The sequence below is a fragment of the Mycobacterium xenopi genome (assembly GCF_009936235.1).
Classification (GTDB): domain Bacteria; phylum Actinomycetota; class Actinomycetes; order Mycobacteriales; family Mycobacteriaceae; genus Mycobacterium; species Mycobacterium xenopi.
Genome location: NZ_AP022314.1, coordinates 2,579,243 through 2,593,848 on the forward strand (window position 1 = coordinate 2,579,243; position 14,606 = coordinate 2,593,848).

Below are 14,606 nucleotides of genomic sequence, written 5' to 3' on the forward strand. Positions count from 1 at the left end.
CGCCTCCCCTTCCCGTAGCCGACTGGCGCGCGCACAATCGAATTACAGCAACGGAAAGGGAGTGTGCGATGAAGGCCCATGTTGGCGACTGGTTGGTCATCAAGGGTACGACAGTTGCACAGCCAGACCAGCGCGGGTTGATCACCGAGGTGCGGTCAGCGGATGGGTCACCACCGTATGTGGTGCGGTGGCAGGGCACCAGCCAAGAGGCAACTGTCTTTCCCGGTCCGGACGCGCTCGTCCTCACCTCCGCAGAATTGGAGCACGCCGACGAGCGAGCACGGTCGCGGGCAGCAAGGTGACAAGACCCTCGTGACATGATGCCGACGCCCCGATCCGGCGGTGATCCGCCGATTCGGGGCGCAGCTCATGGGTGCGCGGCCTACCGAGCCTGCGCAAATTGGTCGCTGGTATCGGTCCAGGCCGTCATATCGGTGCGGTGATTGCTCATATTGCGGCATTGCCCGTAAAGGCGCGCAATTCCTAAGTTCGGGTAATCACTATCGCGGTAAATAATCGCCGTGACGCCGTCTTTGTAAAGGGTTTTGCCGTACACACGCTGGGTGGGTTCGAGCCCCTCTTGCCAGCCGTGCGCGGTCATGGTTGCGGCGATACCGCGAAAGTAGGTATCGGCCCGGATACCGGCGGGCACCGCAAACGTCATGTAGATCGCGCCCTGATACGGCGGGTCGTCGTGGTTCTTACAGGACATCAGGATGTAGCCGGCCAAGCCCAGTGACGTGGTGTAAGAGTTCGTTCGATCGCGTGACCCTTCGGGTGGCAGTCTAGGCGGTCAGGGCTGGGGTGGTGTTGGTTTGCTGTCCGGCGGGCTCGTCGGTGCTGGTCAGTGCTGTGCGGGCGCGGGTGAGCACGTCAAGGCCCAGGTAGCGTCGTCCTTCGATCCATTCGTCGTGTTGTTCGGCCAGCACGGCACCGACGAGGCGGATGATCGAGGCCCGGTCGGGGAAGATGCCCACGACGTCGGTCCTGCGCCTGATTTCTTTGTTGAGCCGTTCCTGGGGATTGTTGCTCCAGATTTGGCGCCAGATCTGTTTGGGAAAAGCGGTGAACGCCAACAGATCCGGGCGGGCTGCGTCGAGGTGTTCGGCCACTTTGGGGAGCTTGTCCGACAATGCGTCGAGGACTCGATCGTATTGGGCAACAACCGATTCGGCGTCGGGCTGGTCGAAGACCGAGTGCAGCAGAGTGCGCACCCACGGCCAGGAGGACTTCGGGGTGGCCGCCATCAGGTTGTTCGCGTAATGGGTGCGGCAGCGCTGCCAGGCCGCTCCGGGCAAGGTGGCCCCGATCGCGGCGACCAGGCCGGGGTGGGCGTCGCTGGTGACCAGCGCCACCCCGGACAGGCCGCGGGCCACCAGGTCGCGGAAGAACGCCAGCCAGCCTGCCCCGTCCTCGGCCGAGCTGACCTGCACACCCAGGATCTCGCGGTAGCCCTCGGCGTTGACGCCGGTGGCAATCAGGGTGTGCACGCCCACGACGCGGCCCGCCTCGCGGACTTTGAGCACCAGGGCATCAGCGGCGACGAACGTGTACGGGCCGGCGTCAAGCGGGCGGGTGCGAAACGCCTCAACCTGCTCATCGAGTTCTTTGGCCATGATCGACACCTGCGACTTGGAAAGCCTCGTCACACCCAGTGTTTCAACGAGGCGTTCCATCCGCCGGGTGGACACTCCCAGCAGATAGCAGGTGGCCACCACGCTGGTCAACGCCCGCTCGGCGCGTTTGCGTCGCTCCAATAGCCAGTCCGGGAAATAGCTGCCCTGACGCAGCTTGGGAATGGCCACATCGATGGTGCCGGCGCGGGTGTCGAAATCACGATGCCGGTAGCCGTTGCGGCTGTTGGACCGCTCATCGCTGCGCTGGCGGTAGCCGGCCCCGCAGATGGCGTCGGCTTCCGCGCCCATCAAGGCGTGGATGAACACCGACAGCAGCCCTCGCAGCAAGTCCGGGCTGGCCTCGGCGAGTTGGTCGGCCAACAGCTGCTCGGCGTCGATAAGGTGTGGTGAGGTCATCGCGTTGCTCTCCTTCGGTTGACTTTGCTGATCGTTCGAAGGATCACGCGATGACCGCCCTCTACCGCGCTACGACACGCCCACCGGCCCTACCGGCTCATACACCACGCCCCTGGACGCAACTATGTAGCCTGCGGACGGCTTCAGTAGTCGCGCGATCCCGACGATTTGTTTAGCCGGTTCGACGACTTCGGTCTTGCTCTGAGAGTCGCTGGCCGGATGGGCGGGGTGGTCGAGGTAATCCGACGGTGATGAATGAAGTCGGCCGATCGACAAGAACAATCCACCGAACACCAGTGAAATCGCGAGCGCCGCCGCAACGAGCGCGCGAGCCGCCGGTGAACGCAACCAATCAAACCGCCCGCCGTCGTCGATCGGACGGTTGATGCGTTGCATCAGGGTCATCGCAGCGATCTGGCATCCTGTCGGGGCTCACTGGCAACTAGGCTAGCCGCGTTCAGGCCGGGCCCACGCCTATGCTGGCGCCGACGGTCGTGACCGCTAGCCGCCGAGCGCGGCGATGAGCTCCTTGATCCGGGCTGCTTCCTCCTCGGTCGGAGTCTCGTCGGCCTCGAGGGCGTCGAGTAGATCGGCCCGCAGGCTGGCTCCGTTGGCGGTTTCCTGCGCGGACAGCTTGGCGCGCCGGCGCGTGACGTAAAGCTGCTGGCCCAACGTGGCGCCCGGCGCTGACGCGGCCAGTTCCATGAGATCGTCGTAGCGCGTTCGAACTCCGCTCAGCGCCACAATTACCGACGGTGTGGCCCGTTCTCGCGACGCTGCCTTGGTCAAAGCGGCCTGGAGCTTTCGCAGCCCGGAAAGGATCACCCGGGCGCGATCGGAGAATTCCGGATCGCTGGTGTCCGGCAGCGCATCGATCGCTGCGGTAAACATTTGCATCGCCGCTTCGACCAGGCTGACGATGACTGGCGCCTCACCGTCGTCCAACGCAGCATCGGCGTTGAACCGGCTAGCGGTGGTCTCGTTGGTCTGCGTGTCGATGATGATCACTCCGTTTTGATCGCGATTGAAGACGTCGAAACGCTAGCGCGTATCGAGCCGCTATACAAGGGTTGCCACGGTCTGTGAGGCCGTTGAGCCGACGCCCTCGGCAAACGTGCGCCGCATGCTTTCGCGCAGGTGGGCGGGCACTCGGCGGGGTGGCACGCCCAGCTGTGTGGGCGTGCCGGCCACGGTTGGGCCTATCGGAAAATGCGCATTAACAACATCGCTTCTTGTGCGGACGCCTTATAACGTTCAAAGTGAATATATGGCGGGACAAAAAATGATTGAGCATTGGATCCAGGGCTGTGCGCTGCAGCGGATCATGTTTCGCGACGGTCTGGTGCTCAACTTCGAGGATTACAACGAACTCGTCATCTCGGCGCCGCTGCGCCTGACACTGCCGCCACCGGCAGCACGCCCGCCGACGTCGTCACCATCGATCCGCACGACACCACGGACCAAGAGCGCCCGCTGTTCGACTTCTCGGGGGCCACCTGCACCGGCGTCGTCTGGTACGACACCGGCGACCTGCACCTGGAGTTTTCCAACGGTCACCAGATTGACGTGACTCCCGACCCGCACCGCACAGCCTGGGAGCTGTACGGCAAATTGCACGGGTACGCCGCTTGCCTGGCCGGCGGCAAAGTGCGGGTGGTGCGGCACGACCTCCCGGAAGAAAGCGGCAGCGGCTAGGGAACCCGCCGGCGTTCGCCGCACCACCGACACCGCGGCGCTTCGGGTAGCCGATTGACCGCGGTAACGTTTCGCCTGCAACCGGCGAAACGTTCGGTATGAAAATCGTGCGCAGGCCATTGGCCAAAGCCGTCGGCACCGCAGCATTTGTTGGCGCAGCAATGGCGCTATCCACCGGTATCGCAAACGCCGACACGGTTAATTGGGATGCCGTTGCGCAATGCGAGTCCGGCGGTAATTGGGCGGCTGACACCGGCAACGGTCATTACGGTGGTCTGCAGATCAGCCAGGCGACATGGGACGCCAATGGCGGGGTCGGCTCACCGGCGGACGCCAGCCGTCAGGAGCAGATCCGCGTCGCCAATCGAATCCTGGCCAGGCAAGGGGCGGGGGCGTGGCCTAAATGCGCGAACAGTAGCGGCGCATCGCCTGCCGTATGGCCGTCACCGGTGCACCAAGTGCTGGCCGCGACCACTCACGTCGTTTCAATGTTCGTGCCGCACTGGTGAATATCACCGTTTTCTGCCGCTGACCACAAGCAAACGTGCTTGGATCAGCTTATGCAAGGATCGGTGACCGTTCATATGGCAGCACCCGCGGACAAGATCTGGAACCTCATCGCCGACGTGCGCAACACGGGGCGGTTTTCACCGGAGACATTCGAGGCGGATTGGCTTGACGGCGCCACCGGGCCCGCGGTCGGGGCACGCTTCCGTGGGCACGTGCGGCGCAACGAGATCGGACCGGTCTATTGGACGACGTGCCGGGTGACCGCGTGCGAACCCGGACGCGAGTTCGGCTTCGACGTGCTTGTCGGCGATCGGCCGGTGAACCACTGGCACTACCGCTTGACGCCCAGCGATGGCGGCACCGACGTCACTGAATCATTCCGGCTCGCGTCCTCACCGCTGACCAGCCTTTACTACTGGGTGTTCGGCGGTTGGCTGCGCCAGCGCCGCAACCTCCGGGACATGACCAAAACCCTGAACCGCATCAAGGACGTCGTCGAGGCGTGAAATCAGTCTTCATTACCGGCGCCGGCAGCGGCATGGGCCGCGAAGGCGCAAAAGTCTTCCACGCCAGGGGGTGGCGGGTCGGCGCGATCGACCGTAACCCGCAGGGCCTTACCTCGCTGAGCCAGCAGCTCGGTGACGAGCGGCTCTGGACCCGCGCCGTCGACGTCACCGACAAGGCCGCTTTCGACGCCGCCGTGGCGGATTTCTGCGCAGGCAATCCCGGCGATGGCCTGGACATGATGTGGAACAACGCCGGCGTCGGTGAATCGGGCTGGTTCGAGGACGTGCCCTACGACGCCGCCATGCGTGTCGTCGAGGTGAACTTCAAGGCGGTGCTGACCGGCGCTTACGCGGCACTACCCCACCTCAAGAAATCGACTGGCAGCCTGATGTTTTCGACGTCATCGTCGTCGGCCACCTACGGCATGCCACAGCTGGCGGTTTACTCGGCCACCAAGCACGCGGTGAAGGGGCTGACCGAAGCGCTGAGCGTGGAATGGCAGCGACATGGAGTGCGGGTCGCCGACGTGCTGCCCGGTCTGATCGATACGGCGATCCTTACATCGACGCCATCTCACTCCGACGCGGGCGTGCAGGTGCGATCCGTGGAGGAGATTCGCGCCGTCGCCCCCAAGAAGGGCATGTTCCGGTTGATGCCCGCCAGCAGCGTGGCCGAGGCGGCGTGGCAGGCCTATCACCATCCGACCCGGTTGCATTGGTATGTGCCGAAAAGCATTCGGTGGATCGACCGGCTCAAAGCTGTGAGCCCCGAGTTGGTTCGGCGCCGCATCACCAAAGCATTGCCGGCCCTCATCCGCGACCGGCAGTAGGCGCGCAGCAGTCCACACGAAGGGAGGTGCCTGATGCGGTGCCGCGCCTTTGCCATGTCGGCGTTGGTCGCTCTCGCGGCTGTCTGTGGGTGCTCGCAGGCGCAGATCGTGCCCCGCAAGGCCGCCCGGGTGACAGTGGGCGGCCGCACCTACACCAGCCGCGCGCCGCGGTGCAGCCAGCTGCAGTCGTTTTGGACCATCGAGGCCGCCGGACCCCGGGGCCACGTCGAGGCGGTCGTGTTGCTGCACGGCGACCAGGTCATCCCGCAATGGGTGAAGATCTCGGGGTTCGACGGGTTCACCGGCAGCTTTTGGCGCGGCGGAGTGGGTGACGCCGTCGCCCATCTGGCTCGCAACAACCTCACGATCACCGGCAGTGCCGACGGGATCGACAGCGCCAGGCCCAACAAAGTCACCACCACCGACTTCACCGTCACGGTCGACTGCTAAACGACCACGACGGGTGCCTAACCATTAGGCTGGACCGCGCATTACCCGCAAGCGGCGAGCAACGGAGACACGGTTGAGGCAGAGGCTGCACTGGCTGGTCCTGCATGGGTTCGTGCGCGCCGTCGCGTGGCTAGGTGCGCGACGTGGCGACCCGCAGGCCCGGCTGATCGCCGACCCGGCGGTCAAGGCCGACCCGGTGCCGTTCTACGAAGAACTTCGGCCGCGTGGCCCGTTGGTGCCAGGGCGCATCGGTTACCTGACGGTGGATCACGCGGTCGCGCAAGAAGTGCTGCGCTCCGAAGACTTCCGGGTGCTCTCGCTGGGGTCGAATTTGCCGGCGCCGCTGCGCAGTCTGGAGCGCCGCTTCCGCGACGACCTGCTGCATCCGCTGCGGCCGCCGTCACTGCTGTCCGTGGAGCCGCCAGAGCACACCCGCTACCGCAAGTTGGTGTCGTCGGTTTTCACACCCAGAGCGGTCGCGGCTTTGCGGGATGCAGTCGAGCAGACAGCGGCCGCCTTGCTCGACGGCCTAGCCGACCAGCGGGGAGTTGTCGACATCGTCGACCGGTATTGCTCGCAGCTTCCGATCGCCATCATCAGCGACATCCTCGGGGTGCCCGACAGCGACCGCGGCCGCGTCCTGGCGTTTGGTGAACTCGCAGCTCCCAGCTTGGATTTCGGGTTGACATGGCCGCAATACCGGCAGGTGCAGCGCGGGATCGCCGGATTCAACCGCTGGCTGGCCGAGCATCTTCGGCAATTGCGGCGCACGCCCGGCGAGGACCTGATGAGTCAACTCATCCAAGCTGCCGAAACCGGAGACGGGGAAACACATTTGACGGAGACGGAGCTGCAGGCCATCGCGGGGTTGGTATTGGCTGCTGGTTTCGAGACGACGGTTAACTTGCTGGGCAACGGGATTCGGATGTTGCTGGATGCGCCGCACCAGCTGACCAGGTTGCGTGAGTGCCCGCAGTTGTGGCCGAACGCGGCCGAGGAGATCCTGCGCTTGGATTCGCCCGTTCAACTCACCGCGCGGGTAGCCCGCAGCGACACCGTGCTGGCAGGTACCAAGATCAGCCGCGGCGAGATGGTGGTGATCTACCTGGCCGCGGCAAATCGCGATCCCGCCGTGTTCACCGATCCGCACCGCTTCGACGTGGAACGGCCCAACGCCAACCGGCATCTGGCGTTTTCCGGGGGTCGACATTTCTGTCTCGGCGCCGCGCTGGCCCGTGCCGAGGGCGAGGTGGGGTTGCAGACGTTCTTCGACCGCTTTCCCGACGTGCGGGCTGCGGGCGCCGGAAGCCGGCGCGACACGCGGGTGCTGCGGGGCTGGTCGATGCTGCCGGTGGCGCTTGGGCCGGCCAGGTCACTGGCCGCCGCGGACTGATCAGCGCTCGGTGAGCTCCCGGGGTTCCACGACGACGTCGACCAATGCGCCGTTGCGCCACACCGTCATCTCGAAGCGGCGCTCGATGGCGTCCTCGACCATCAGCCGCTGGAGGGCGGTGGCGGTCACCACGTAGTGGCCGTCGACGCTGACCACGATGTCGCCGCGCCGCAAGCGGCGTCGGCGGCCGGGCTGCCGGGGACCACGCTGGCCAGCTGCAGGCCGTGTGTCGTTCCGAGCTTGGCCGCCACCGCCGGTGGTACCGGGATGTGTGAACCGGCGATACCCAGCCAGGCGCGGCGCACCCGGCCGGTGTGCATCAGCGCCGCGATGATCTTGTGTGTCGACTCGTTGATCGGCACGGCCAGGCCCAGGCCGACTCCGGCCACCGCGGTGCTCACCCCGACCATTCGCCCACGCCCGTCGGCGAGCACGCCGCCGCTATTGCCGGGGTTGAGCGCGGCATCGGTCTGGATCACCTCGTCGACCACGCGGCCCGCGCGGGTGGGCAGCGAGCGCCCCAGCCCGGAGACGATGCCGGCTGTCACGCTGCCCGCCAGGCCCAGCGGGTTGCCCACCGCCACCACCAGCTGTCCGACCTGGAGGTCCTCGGCGCGGCCCATGACCACCGGGGCGGGAACAGGTCCCCGCGCTTTCAGCACAGCCAAGTCGGACAGCACGTCGCGACCGGCGACATCGGCGGTCACCGTGGCACCGTCGGTGAATGTTGCCTCGGCGAAGCGGGCACTGCCCACGACATGGGCGCTGGTCAACAGGTAGCCGTCCGGGGTGATCACGCTGGCGCTTCCGCTGCCTTCACCGCGGCGTGAGCGCACCGCCAGGCTCGCGACGCTGGGCGACACGATTTGGGCGACCTTCGTGACCACCGTGGAGTAGGCGTCGAGGGCGCCGGGGTCCGGGCACTCGTCGGGCATAACCACCTCAGCATCGCAGCGGTTCGCGGTATGCCTGGATTCGCTGTGGGCATAACAGGTCACGGATCCGGTTGACAGGTATTGAGCGACCACGTTTGTATTGACGTCCGTGACCGATGACACGGCTGCCGCCCCGGTCCTGGGGCTGTGGCGGGCGCTGGCCCGCCGGGACTGGGAGAACGTCAAGACGTTTGTGTCGGCGGACTGTATCTACGTCGACATGCCCGTCGGTCCGACATTGGCGGCCCGGGGGCCCGACGACATCGTCAAGCGACTCAAGGTCGGTCTCGAGCCGCTGGCCGGATATGACAACCACGACGGTCTGCTGTTATGCAGCGGCTCGGACGTGATGTACGAACACTCGGAAACCTGGCGGTGGCCCAGCGGCGAAACCGCTGTGTTGCCGTTTGTTTCGGTACACCGCGTGGTCGACGGGAAAGTGACGCTGTGGAAGGACTACTGGGACTTCGGCGCGATCGCCAACCACGCCCCGCCGTCCTGGATGGAAGACCTGTCGAAAGCCGACACGTCGTGGGTGTTCGACGCGACCGGGTTGATCTGAAAGCCGGTTACCCTCGCGATTCGGTAGCGGCTGGAGGTCGCCGCAGCGCTAATCCACGCGGTAGATGCGCGCCGCATTGTCGCGGGCGATGAGGTCCACCACCCGGATGGCGTCGGCCTCGCTCCAGTCGCCGGCGTCGACGAACTGCTGCAGTGCTCGATGAATCCCCTTGCGCCACAACGTCGCACCCAGGAAGTGCAGCTCGGCGGGCCCGAACCCGTCCGACGAGTACACAACCCGGCTAAACGGTGCCATCTCCAGCAGCCTGGCGATGAACGCCGGAGCCCGCGCGCCCAGATAGTTGATGCTCAATCCACCGTCGACATAGACGTTGTTAAATGCCTGCGCCAAATAGCCGGCTTCGCGTTCGTAGGGATAGCAGTGCAGCAGCACGATCGGGGTATCCCCCGACTTCCGCAGAAAGTCCAGCAGATACAACGGGTTGGTCTTGTGCAAATCGCAGTCCCGGTCGCCGAATCCGACATGGAATTGCAGCGGCTTACCGAGCCGCAGAGCCTGATGCAGCCCGAAACGCAGCAGCACCCGGTCGCGTAGCCGGACCCCACCGCTGTCCCGCCACCGCTCGGCGGCCTCGGCGACGTGCGCGGCCGGTGGTTCGGTCAGATCGCCGTCGAACCCGCCGCGGTAAGCCAGAATCGATTTGGTGCCCGCCGCGGTGGCGGCTCGTCGATGCAGGATCTCCTCGAATGCCGCGGCATAATCGCCGGGTGCCTGTGCGGCCTGCTCGGCCACCTGCTCGAGGCGAACCACCTCGTGGACGCGTCCACCGCAGGCTGCAGCGAACTCGTCGACACCGGCGACACCCTCGGCGAATCCGGTGTCGACCAGCCAGTCGGTGACGTTGGCACCACGCAGAAACACGCGGGCCACCTCGGCCTCGGCGAATTCGCGGCGGCGTTCCCAATACGTGTGGGCGTCGACGTGTCGGGGCAGCCCCAGGAGTGGTGCACAGTACGCGCGCACCGCGAAACCCAGTTGAGAGTCGAACCCAGAGTATGTAATCGGTTCGGTGTTGGCCTCGTTGAGCGCGTTTTCAAAGCGCTGCCGGTCCCCGGCCGTCAACCAGCAGCCGTGGACATGCTGATCGATCAGCGGAACGTCGGCGATGTGCTGCGACAGGGCCGTAGCCGTCGGCACGCTCATACGCTCCAGGCCATGCGGAACTTCTCGGTAAGTTGTTGCGGGCCGAGGTCGCCGTAGTGCTCATACTCGAAACGGCGCACAGCCACCAGCACATCGACCGCCGGGTCGCCGAGAATGGCACGTAGCCGTTGCGAGTTGTCAAGGGCGGCAATAGCTTCAGCTTGGCTCTCGGTCAGTCGCACGATACCTGCGCGGTTGCGCTCCTGATCGGACCGTGCTGCCGGGTCCACCGTTGTTTCGGCTGGCAGCTCGGCTTGTTGCCGGATTCCCTCGAGTGCCAGCCCAAGTATCGCGGCGGTGGCGAAATACGGATTGGCCGAGGCATCAATCACCTTCACCTCGACATTGCCGCCATACGGGTTGCCCGGACCGGCAGTGACGAATCGCACCGCAGCTTCTCTGTTCTCGGTGCCCCAGCATGCGTAGGCCCCGGCCCAATTACCGGGCCGTGTCCGCAATCCCGACACGATCGAGCCGCACAGGATGCCCTGGGCCTCCGGCAATCCGCGCAGCAGCCCGGCCACTGCGCTTTCGCCGGCCGGTGTCATCCCGCGCACGCCGGCGCCTCCCGAGAACAACGGCCCCTCAGACGTGGCCAATGAAAAGTGCTGGTGCGCACCAGATCCGACACCGTCGGTGAACGCCGCCGGCGACAGGCTCACCCGCAGCCCATGGCGACGGGCAACTCGGCCGATGATGATCCGGGTCAGCACCAGCTGGTCAGCGGCGGCGACCGGGGTGTGCGGCGTCAGCGAAATCTCGAACTGGTTGGCCCCGTATTCGGGGTGTAACTGTTCGATTCCCACACCGGCCGCGGTGGCCATCGCGACGACATCGCGGACGAATGCTTCGTGCTCGAGCACGCCGGCCAGCCCGTACTGCGCCCACAGCGTGGACGGCAGCCGGCTGCCGTCGGGATTGACCAGGACGAACTCGATTTCGTGACCGACCACCGCCTTGACATCGGCCTCGGCCAGCGCGGCTTCGACCCTGCGCAGCGTTCCGCGGCTGCACGCCGGCACCGGCGTGCCGTCCTGCTCGAAAAACCCGCCGGGTGCCCAAGCCAACCCGTCGCCGATGATGCGCAACGCGGACAGATCGATGCGGATACGTTGGTCGCCGACCACGCCGATGGCGTCCGTAAACGCGATGCCGGTTTGATCGATGGCGAACACATGCCACACCGGGCTGGCACCCACGCCCGGGTCGGCGAAGGTGTTGGTCCGCCGGATCGGCACGGTCTTGGCATGCGTGAGCCCGGCGGGGTTGACTACGGTGCCGATGACGGCGTCGACGCCCTCGGCTTCGAGCTGCGCGATCGCCGCGGCGGCAAGCGGTGGCGCGGTCACGCGTGGCGGATCAGGCCCGGCTGGGCAGGGTGAGTTTGCAGCTCTGCGCGATATCCAGGGTCCGCAGCACCCGTCCCATGCCCAGCCACAGCGCACACGACAACGCCAGGTCGGCGAGCAGTTCCTCGGAGAAGTGCTCGCGGCAGCGGGCCCAGAAGTCTTCGTCGTCCCGCAGTACGGTGTGTTCGGTGGCGAATCGGTGCGCGAACTCGGCTGCCAGTCGCTCCTGCTCGGTGTAGCCCGGCCAGCTGCGCCACTGCCGGGCGTGCTGGTAGAGCTCTTCGTCGACACCGGCCGCGGGCCCGTCGGCGTCACGGGTGTTGATGCAGACCGCGCATTCGTTGTTGTGGGCGATCACGATTCGCGCAAGTTCGCGCGTGCGCAGCGGCAGCCTGCTGTGGTGGTAAACCGCGTCGCTGAATGCGGCGATCGCACCACCGAGTTGCGGGGATTTCGCGATCCAGCCGGCCAGGTCGTCGTCAGCGAATGTTCCGATTCGGCTCATGGCGAGATGGTACGCCCGGCGTCGATATTGGAAGCTTCTCGGTCGCCACACCGGCCAGTTCTCGACGGTCGTCGGGCCAAACCCGTTGTGTGACAATCCGGCGCGCGATGCGGTCGAGCGCGGCTTCGATCTGGGCTCGGTCCGGGCGCCCGTCGAAGCTCGCAGCCCGGGTGAGCTTGTCGACGATCCACTCTCGGATCAGCGTGGTGACGAACCCGACTTCCCGGGCACCCCGGGCGGTGAGCCACAAGCGGTCGATGTCGCGCCCGGCGTAGCCGGTGCGAACCAAGCGGTCGAAGACGGGTTCGAAGACCTCGTAGGGAACGCCGAGTTGGTCGCCGATGTCAGTCAACCGGGCTGTGCCGAAAACCCGCGTATGCCGGTGGATTTGCAGCAGGGCCCACAGCTCGGCGACGTCGAGCCGGCAATCGGGTCGCATGGCGATGCTGCGCAGCCGCATGCCGGGCGCACCACGGCGCAGCAGGCGCCCAATCGCCGTCTCGAGCATTTCATCCGGCGTCTGCGTAGTCGGCATGGCGAACCCATCGCCGATGTCGGCGGCGCGGTTGCCGATATCCCGCAACGGAACCTCTTTGAGAAGAAGCGCCAGGAGCAACCCGACCACCGCGACGGGCACCGCCCAGAGGAACACCTGCGTGAGCGACGCGGCGTAGGCCGCCACGATCGGGATGGCTGTGTCGCGAGGCAGACGGTGCAAAGCTTCCGGTGAACTCGCCGCGGCGGCTGGCGCGCGGCTTGCCGCCAGTGCCGGGCCGATGCGACTGTGCAGGAAGTTGGTAAACAGCGAACCGAATATCGCGGCACCGAACGAACTGCCGATCGTGCGGAAGAACGTCACCCCCGACGTGGCGACACCGAGGTCTTCAAAGCGCGACGTGTTCTGCACGATGAGGATCAGCACCTGCATGGACAGCCCGATGCCGGCCCCCAGGATGACGAGGTAAAGCGATTGCCGCCATGCCGGTGTCGACGGGCTCATGCGCGACATCATTGCGAATGCGACTGCCATTACCGCCGTGCCGGCGACCGGGAAGATCTTGTAGCGGCCCGTGCGGCCGACCAGCACACCGCTTCCCATCGAGGTGGTCAGCATGCCCGCCACCATCGGCAGTGTGCGCAGACCCGACGTGGTCGCCGAGACGCCGTCAACGAACTGCATATAGGTCGGAAGGAACGTCAACGCGCCCAACATCGCAAACCCGACCACGAACGACAGCACGCAGCACACCGTGAACACCGGACTACCGAACAGCCGGGTCGGCAAAATCGGCTCGGCCACACGGCTTTCCACCCACACGAAAACGGCAAGCGCCGATGCTGAGCTGGCGAACAACCCGATGATCGTCGCCGATCCCCACGGGTAGGTGGTGCCGCCCCAGCTCGTCGCCAACGTCAGCCCGGCAGCCCCCAACCCGACGAGGACAATCCCGGCGTAGTCGATCACCGGCCGGGCGCGGTCGGCCAGCGCCGGGATGGCCGCGGCGGCGACGAAGAACACCACCGCAGACACCGGCACGTTGACCCAGAACGCCCACCGCCAGGTCAGATGGTCGGTGAAGTAGCCGCCCAGCAGCGGGCCGATCACCGTGGTCACACCGAACACCGCGCCCAAGGCGCCCTGGTAGCGGCCGCGCTCGCGCAGCGGGATCACCTCGCCGATCAGCGCGGTCGCGGTGACGGCAAGCCCACCACCGCCGAGACCCTGCAGCGCCCGGGCGAGCACGAGCATGATCATCGACTGCGACAACCCGCACAGCACCGAGCCGGCCACGAAAAACACCACCGCCGCCTGAAACACCGCCTTGCGGCCGAAGAGGTCCCCGAGCTTGCCGACGAGCGCGGTGATAATCGTCGAGGCCAGCAGATAGCTGGTGACGACCCACGACTGATGGCCGGCACCGCCCAGGTCGGCGACGATCGTGGGCAGTGCCGTCGCAACGATGGTCTGGTCCAAAGCGGCAAGCAGCATTCCCAGTACGATGGCCAGGAAGATGAAATTGCGCCGCCGCGTGCCGATCTGCGAGCTGGCCGGGTCCTGTTCCGCCGCGACCGGCGCGGTCACGTTGTGGGCGGCCGGGCGACGCACTGGGCGGCGTACAACTGCTCGCCCAGCTTGTCCATCAGTTCCAGCTGCGTTTCCAGGTATTCGATGTGGTCTTCCTCGTCGGCCACGATTTTTTCGAAGATGTTCGCCGTGGTGGTGTCTTGCTTTTCCCGGCACAGGATGATCGCCGGTTTGAGCCGGTTGATCACGTCATATTCCAAGGCCAGGTCGCTTTCGAACTGTTCGCGCAGGGTCTGGCCGACACGCAAGGAGCCCAGGCGCTGATAGTTGGGCAAGCCGTCGAGCAGCAAGATGCGGTCGGTGACCATCTCGGCGTGGCGCATTTCGTCGAACGACTCCGCGCGGGTGCGTTCCGCCACCTTGGTGAAACCCCAGTTTTCTTGCATCTTCGAATGCAAAAAGTACTGATTGATCGCGGTGAGCTCACTGGTCAACTGCTCGTTGAGCAGGCGCAACACATCGGAATCACCTTGCATCATCGCTCCTTTGAAGGCTGTCGCATATTGGCTACGGCGCCCTCGGATGGTGCTGGGCTGTCACACCACCATGCCGTGCCGCGTTCAATCTAGTCGCGCGCGGCTGCGGGTG

18 protein-coding genes and 1 pseudogene are annotated in these 14,606 nt (G+C 65.8%); 8 read left to right on the forward strand and 11 right to left on the reverse strand.

Annotation, left to right across the window (positions count from 1 at the left end; translation table 11 throughout):
• Nucleotides 1-68: 68 nt before the first annotated feature.
• On the forward strand, nucleotides 69-302 hold the full coding sequence (locus MYXE_RS12055) for a DUF1918 domain-containing protein (protein WP_003921886.1): 234 nt from the start codon (nucleotides 69-71) through the stop codon (nucleotides 300-302).
• Nucleotides 303-382: 80 nt separating this feature from the next.
• Here MYXE_RS12055 and MYXE_RS12060 read toward each other — a convergent pair whose 3' ends face one another.
• The 4 genes from MYXE_RS12060 to MYXE_RS12075 form a co-directional block, all read right to left on the reverse strand.
• Nucleotides 383-730, reverse strand: a complete 348-nt coding sequence (locus MYXE_RS12060; protein ID WP_174893209.1) for a hypothetical protein — start codon at nucleotides 728-730, stop codon at nucleotides 383-385.
• A 55-nt stretch (nucleotides 731-785) separates the two neighbouring features.
• Nucleotides 786-2,033, reverse strand: coding sequence for an IS256 family transposase (locus MYXE_RS12065; RefSeq protein WP_112650229.1), 1,248 nt, complete (start codon nucleotides 2,031-2,033; stop codon nucleotides 786-788).
• Nucleotides 2,034-2,102: 69 nt separating this feature from the next.
• Nucleotides 2,103-2,438 (reverse strand): hypothetical protein, encoded by a 336-nt coding sequence (locus tag MYXE_RS12070; RefSeq protein WP_174893210.1) that lies wholly within the window; start codon nucleotides 2,436-2,438, stop codon nucleotides 2,103-2,105.
• A gap of 96 nt (nucleotides 2,439-2,534) precedes the next feature.
• On the reverse strand, nucleotides 2,535-2,930 hold the full coding sequence (locus tag MYXE_RS12075) for a hypothetical protein (protein WP_332102249.1): 396 nt from the start codon (nucleotides 2,928-2,930) through the stop codon (nucleotides 2,535-2,537).
• Between the two features lie 370 nt (nucleotides 2,931-3,300).
• On the opposite strand from MYXE_RS12075, the pseudogene MYXE_RS12080 reads away from it, so the two are divergent.
• From MYXE_RS12080 to MYXE_RS12105, 6 genes and pseudogenes are all read left to right on the forward strand, one after another.
• Nucleotides 3,301-3,728: pseudogene (locus tag MYXE_RS12080) on the forward strand (DUF6188 family protein).
• Between the two features lie 98 nt (nucleotides 3,729-3,826).
• Entirely contained in the window at nucleotides 3,827-4,237 is a 411-nt protein-coding gene (locus MYXE_RS12085; RefSeq protein ID WP_003921882.1) for a transglycosylase family protein, read from the forward strand.
• 51 nt (nucleotides 4,238-4,288) lie between these two features.
• Nucleotides 4,289-4,744, forward strand: a complete 456-nt coding sequence (locus MYXE_RS12090) for an SRPBCC family protein (protein ID WP_003921881.1) — start codon at nucleotides 4,289-4,291, stop codon at nucleotides 4,742-4,744.
• Complete coding sequence (locus tag MYXE_RS12095; RefSeq protein WP_085196174.1) at nucleotides 4,741-5,574, forward strand: SDR family oxidoreductase; 834 nt, start codon at nucleotides 4,741-4,743, stop codon at nucleotides 5,572-5,574. The genes MYXE_RS12090 and MYXE_RS12095 overlap by 4 nt, the downstream gene beginning before the upstream one ends.
• Nucleotides 5,575-5,607: 33 nt before the next feature.
• Nucleotides 5,608-6,024, forward strand: a complete 417-nt coding sequence (locus MYXE_RS12100) for a lipoprotein LpqH (protein ID WP_085196176.1) — start codon at nucleotides 5,608-5,610, stop codon at nucleotides 6,022-6,024.
• A 73-nt stretch (nucleotides 6,025-6,097) separates the two neighbouring features.
• A complete protein-coding gene (locus MYXE_RS12105; RefSeq protein ID WP_085196178.1) occupies nucleotides 6,098-7,417 on the forward strand; it encodes a cytochrome P450 in 1,320 nt (439 codons plus the stop codon).
• Here MYXE_RS12105 and MYXE_RS25105 read toward each other — a convergent pair whose 3' ends face one another.
• Nucleotides 7,418-7,573: a hypothetical protein gene (locus tag MYXE_RS25105; RefSeq protein WP_332101962.1), complete on the reverse strand. Its 156-nt coding sequence runs from the start codon at nucleotides 7,571-7,573 to the stop codon at nucleotides 7,418-7,420.
• Entirely contained in the window at nucleotides 7,543-8,352 is an 810-nt protein-coding gene (locus MYXE_RS12110; protein WP_332102250.1) for a S1C family serine protease, read from the reverse strand. The genes MYXE_RS25105 and MYXE_RS12110 overlap by 31 nt, the downstream gene beginning before the upstream one ends.
• Before the next feature lie 109 nt (nucleotides 8,353-8,461).
• Between MYXE_RS12110 and MYXE_RS12115 the strand changes: the two genes are divergently transcribed.
• Nucleotides 8,462-8,914 carry a nuclear transport factor 2 family protein gene (locus MYXE_RS12115; protein ID WP_003921876.1) on the forward strand — a complete coding sequence of 151 codons (453 nt, stop codon included), beginning with the start codon at nucleotides 8,462-8,464 and terminating at the stop codon, nucleotides 8,912-8,914.
• 48 nt (nucleotides 8,915-8,962) lie between these two features.
• Here MYXE_RS12115 and MYXE_RS12120 read toward each other — a convergent pair whose 3' ends face one another.
• Genes MYXE_RS12120 through bfr form a run of 5 tightly spaced genes read right to left on the reverse strand, consistent with a single transcriptional unit; the run spans nucleotide 8,963 to nucleotide 14,494 of the window.
• Nucleotides 8,963-10,078 (reverse strand): amidohydrolase family protein, encoded by a 1,116-nt coding sequence (locus MYXE_RS12120; protein ID WP_085196182.1) that lies wholly within the window; start codon nucleotides 10,076-10,078, stop codon nucleotides 8,963-8,965.
• Entirely contained in the window at nucleotides 10,075-11,427 is a 1,353-nt protein-coding gene (locus MYXE_RS12125; RefSeq protein WP_085196184.1) for a type I glutamate--ammonia ligase, read from the reverse strand. The genes MYXE_RS12120 and MYXE_RS12125 overlap by 4 nt, the downstream gene beginning before the upstream one ends.
• Nucleotides 11,428-11,437: 10 nt before the next feature.
• Complete coding sequence (locus MYXE_RS12130; RefSeq protein ID WP_003921870.1) at nucleotides 11,438-11,932, reverse strand: carboxymuconolactone decarboxylase family protein; 495 nt, start codon at nucleotides 11,930-11,932, stop codon at nucleotides 11,438-11,440.
• Nucleotides 11,907-14,015 (reverse strand): MDR family MFS transporter, encoded by a 2,109-nt coding sequence (locus MYXE_RS12135; RefSeq protein WP_232061602.1) that lies wholly within the window; start codon nucleotides 14,013-14,015, stop codon nucleotides 11,907-11,909. Before MYXE_RS12135 ends, MYXE_RS12130 begins: the two co-directional genes overlap by 26 nt.
• Nucleotides 14,012-14,494: a bacterioferritin gene (gene bfr, locus MYXE_RS12140; RefSeq protein WP_003921868.1), complete on the reverse strand. Its 483-nt coding sequence runs from the start codon at nucleotides 14,492-14,494 to the stop codon at nucleotides 14,012-14,014. The genes MYXE_RS12135 and bfr overlap by 4 nt, the downstream gene beginning before the upstream one ends.
• Nucleotides 14,495-14,606: the final 112 nt, after the last annotated feature.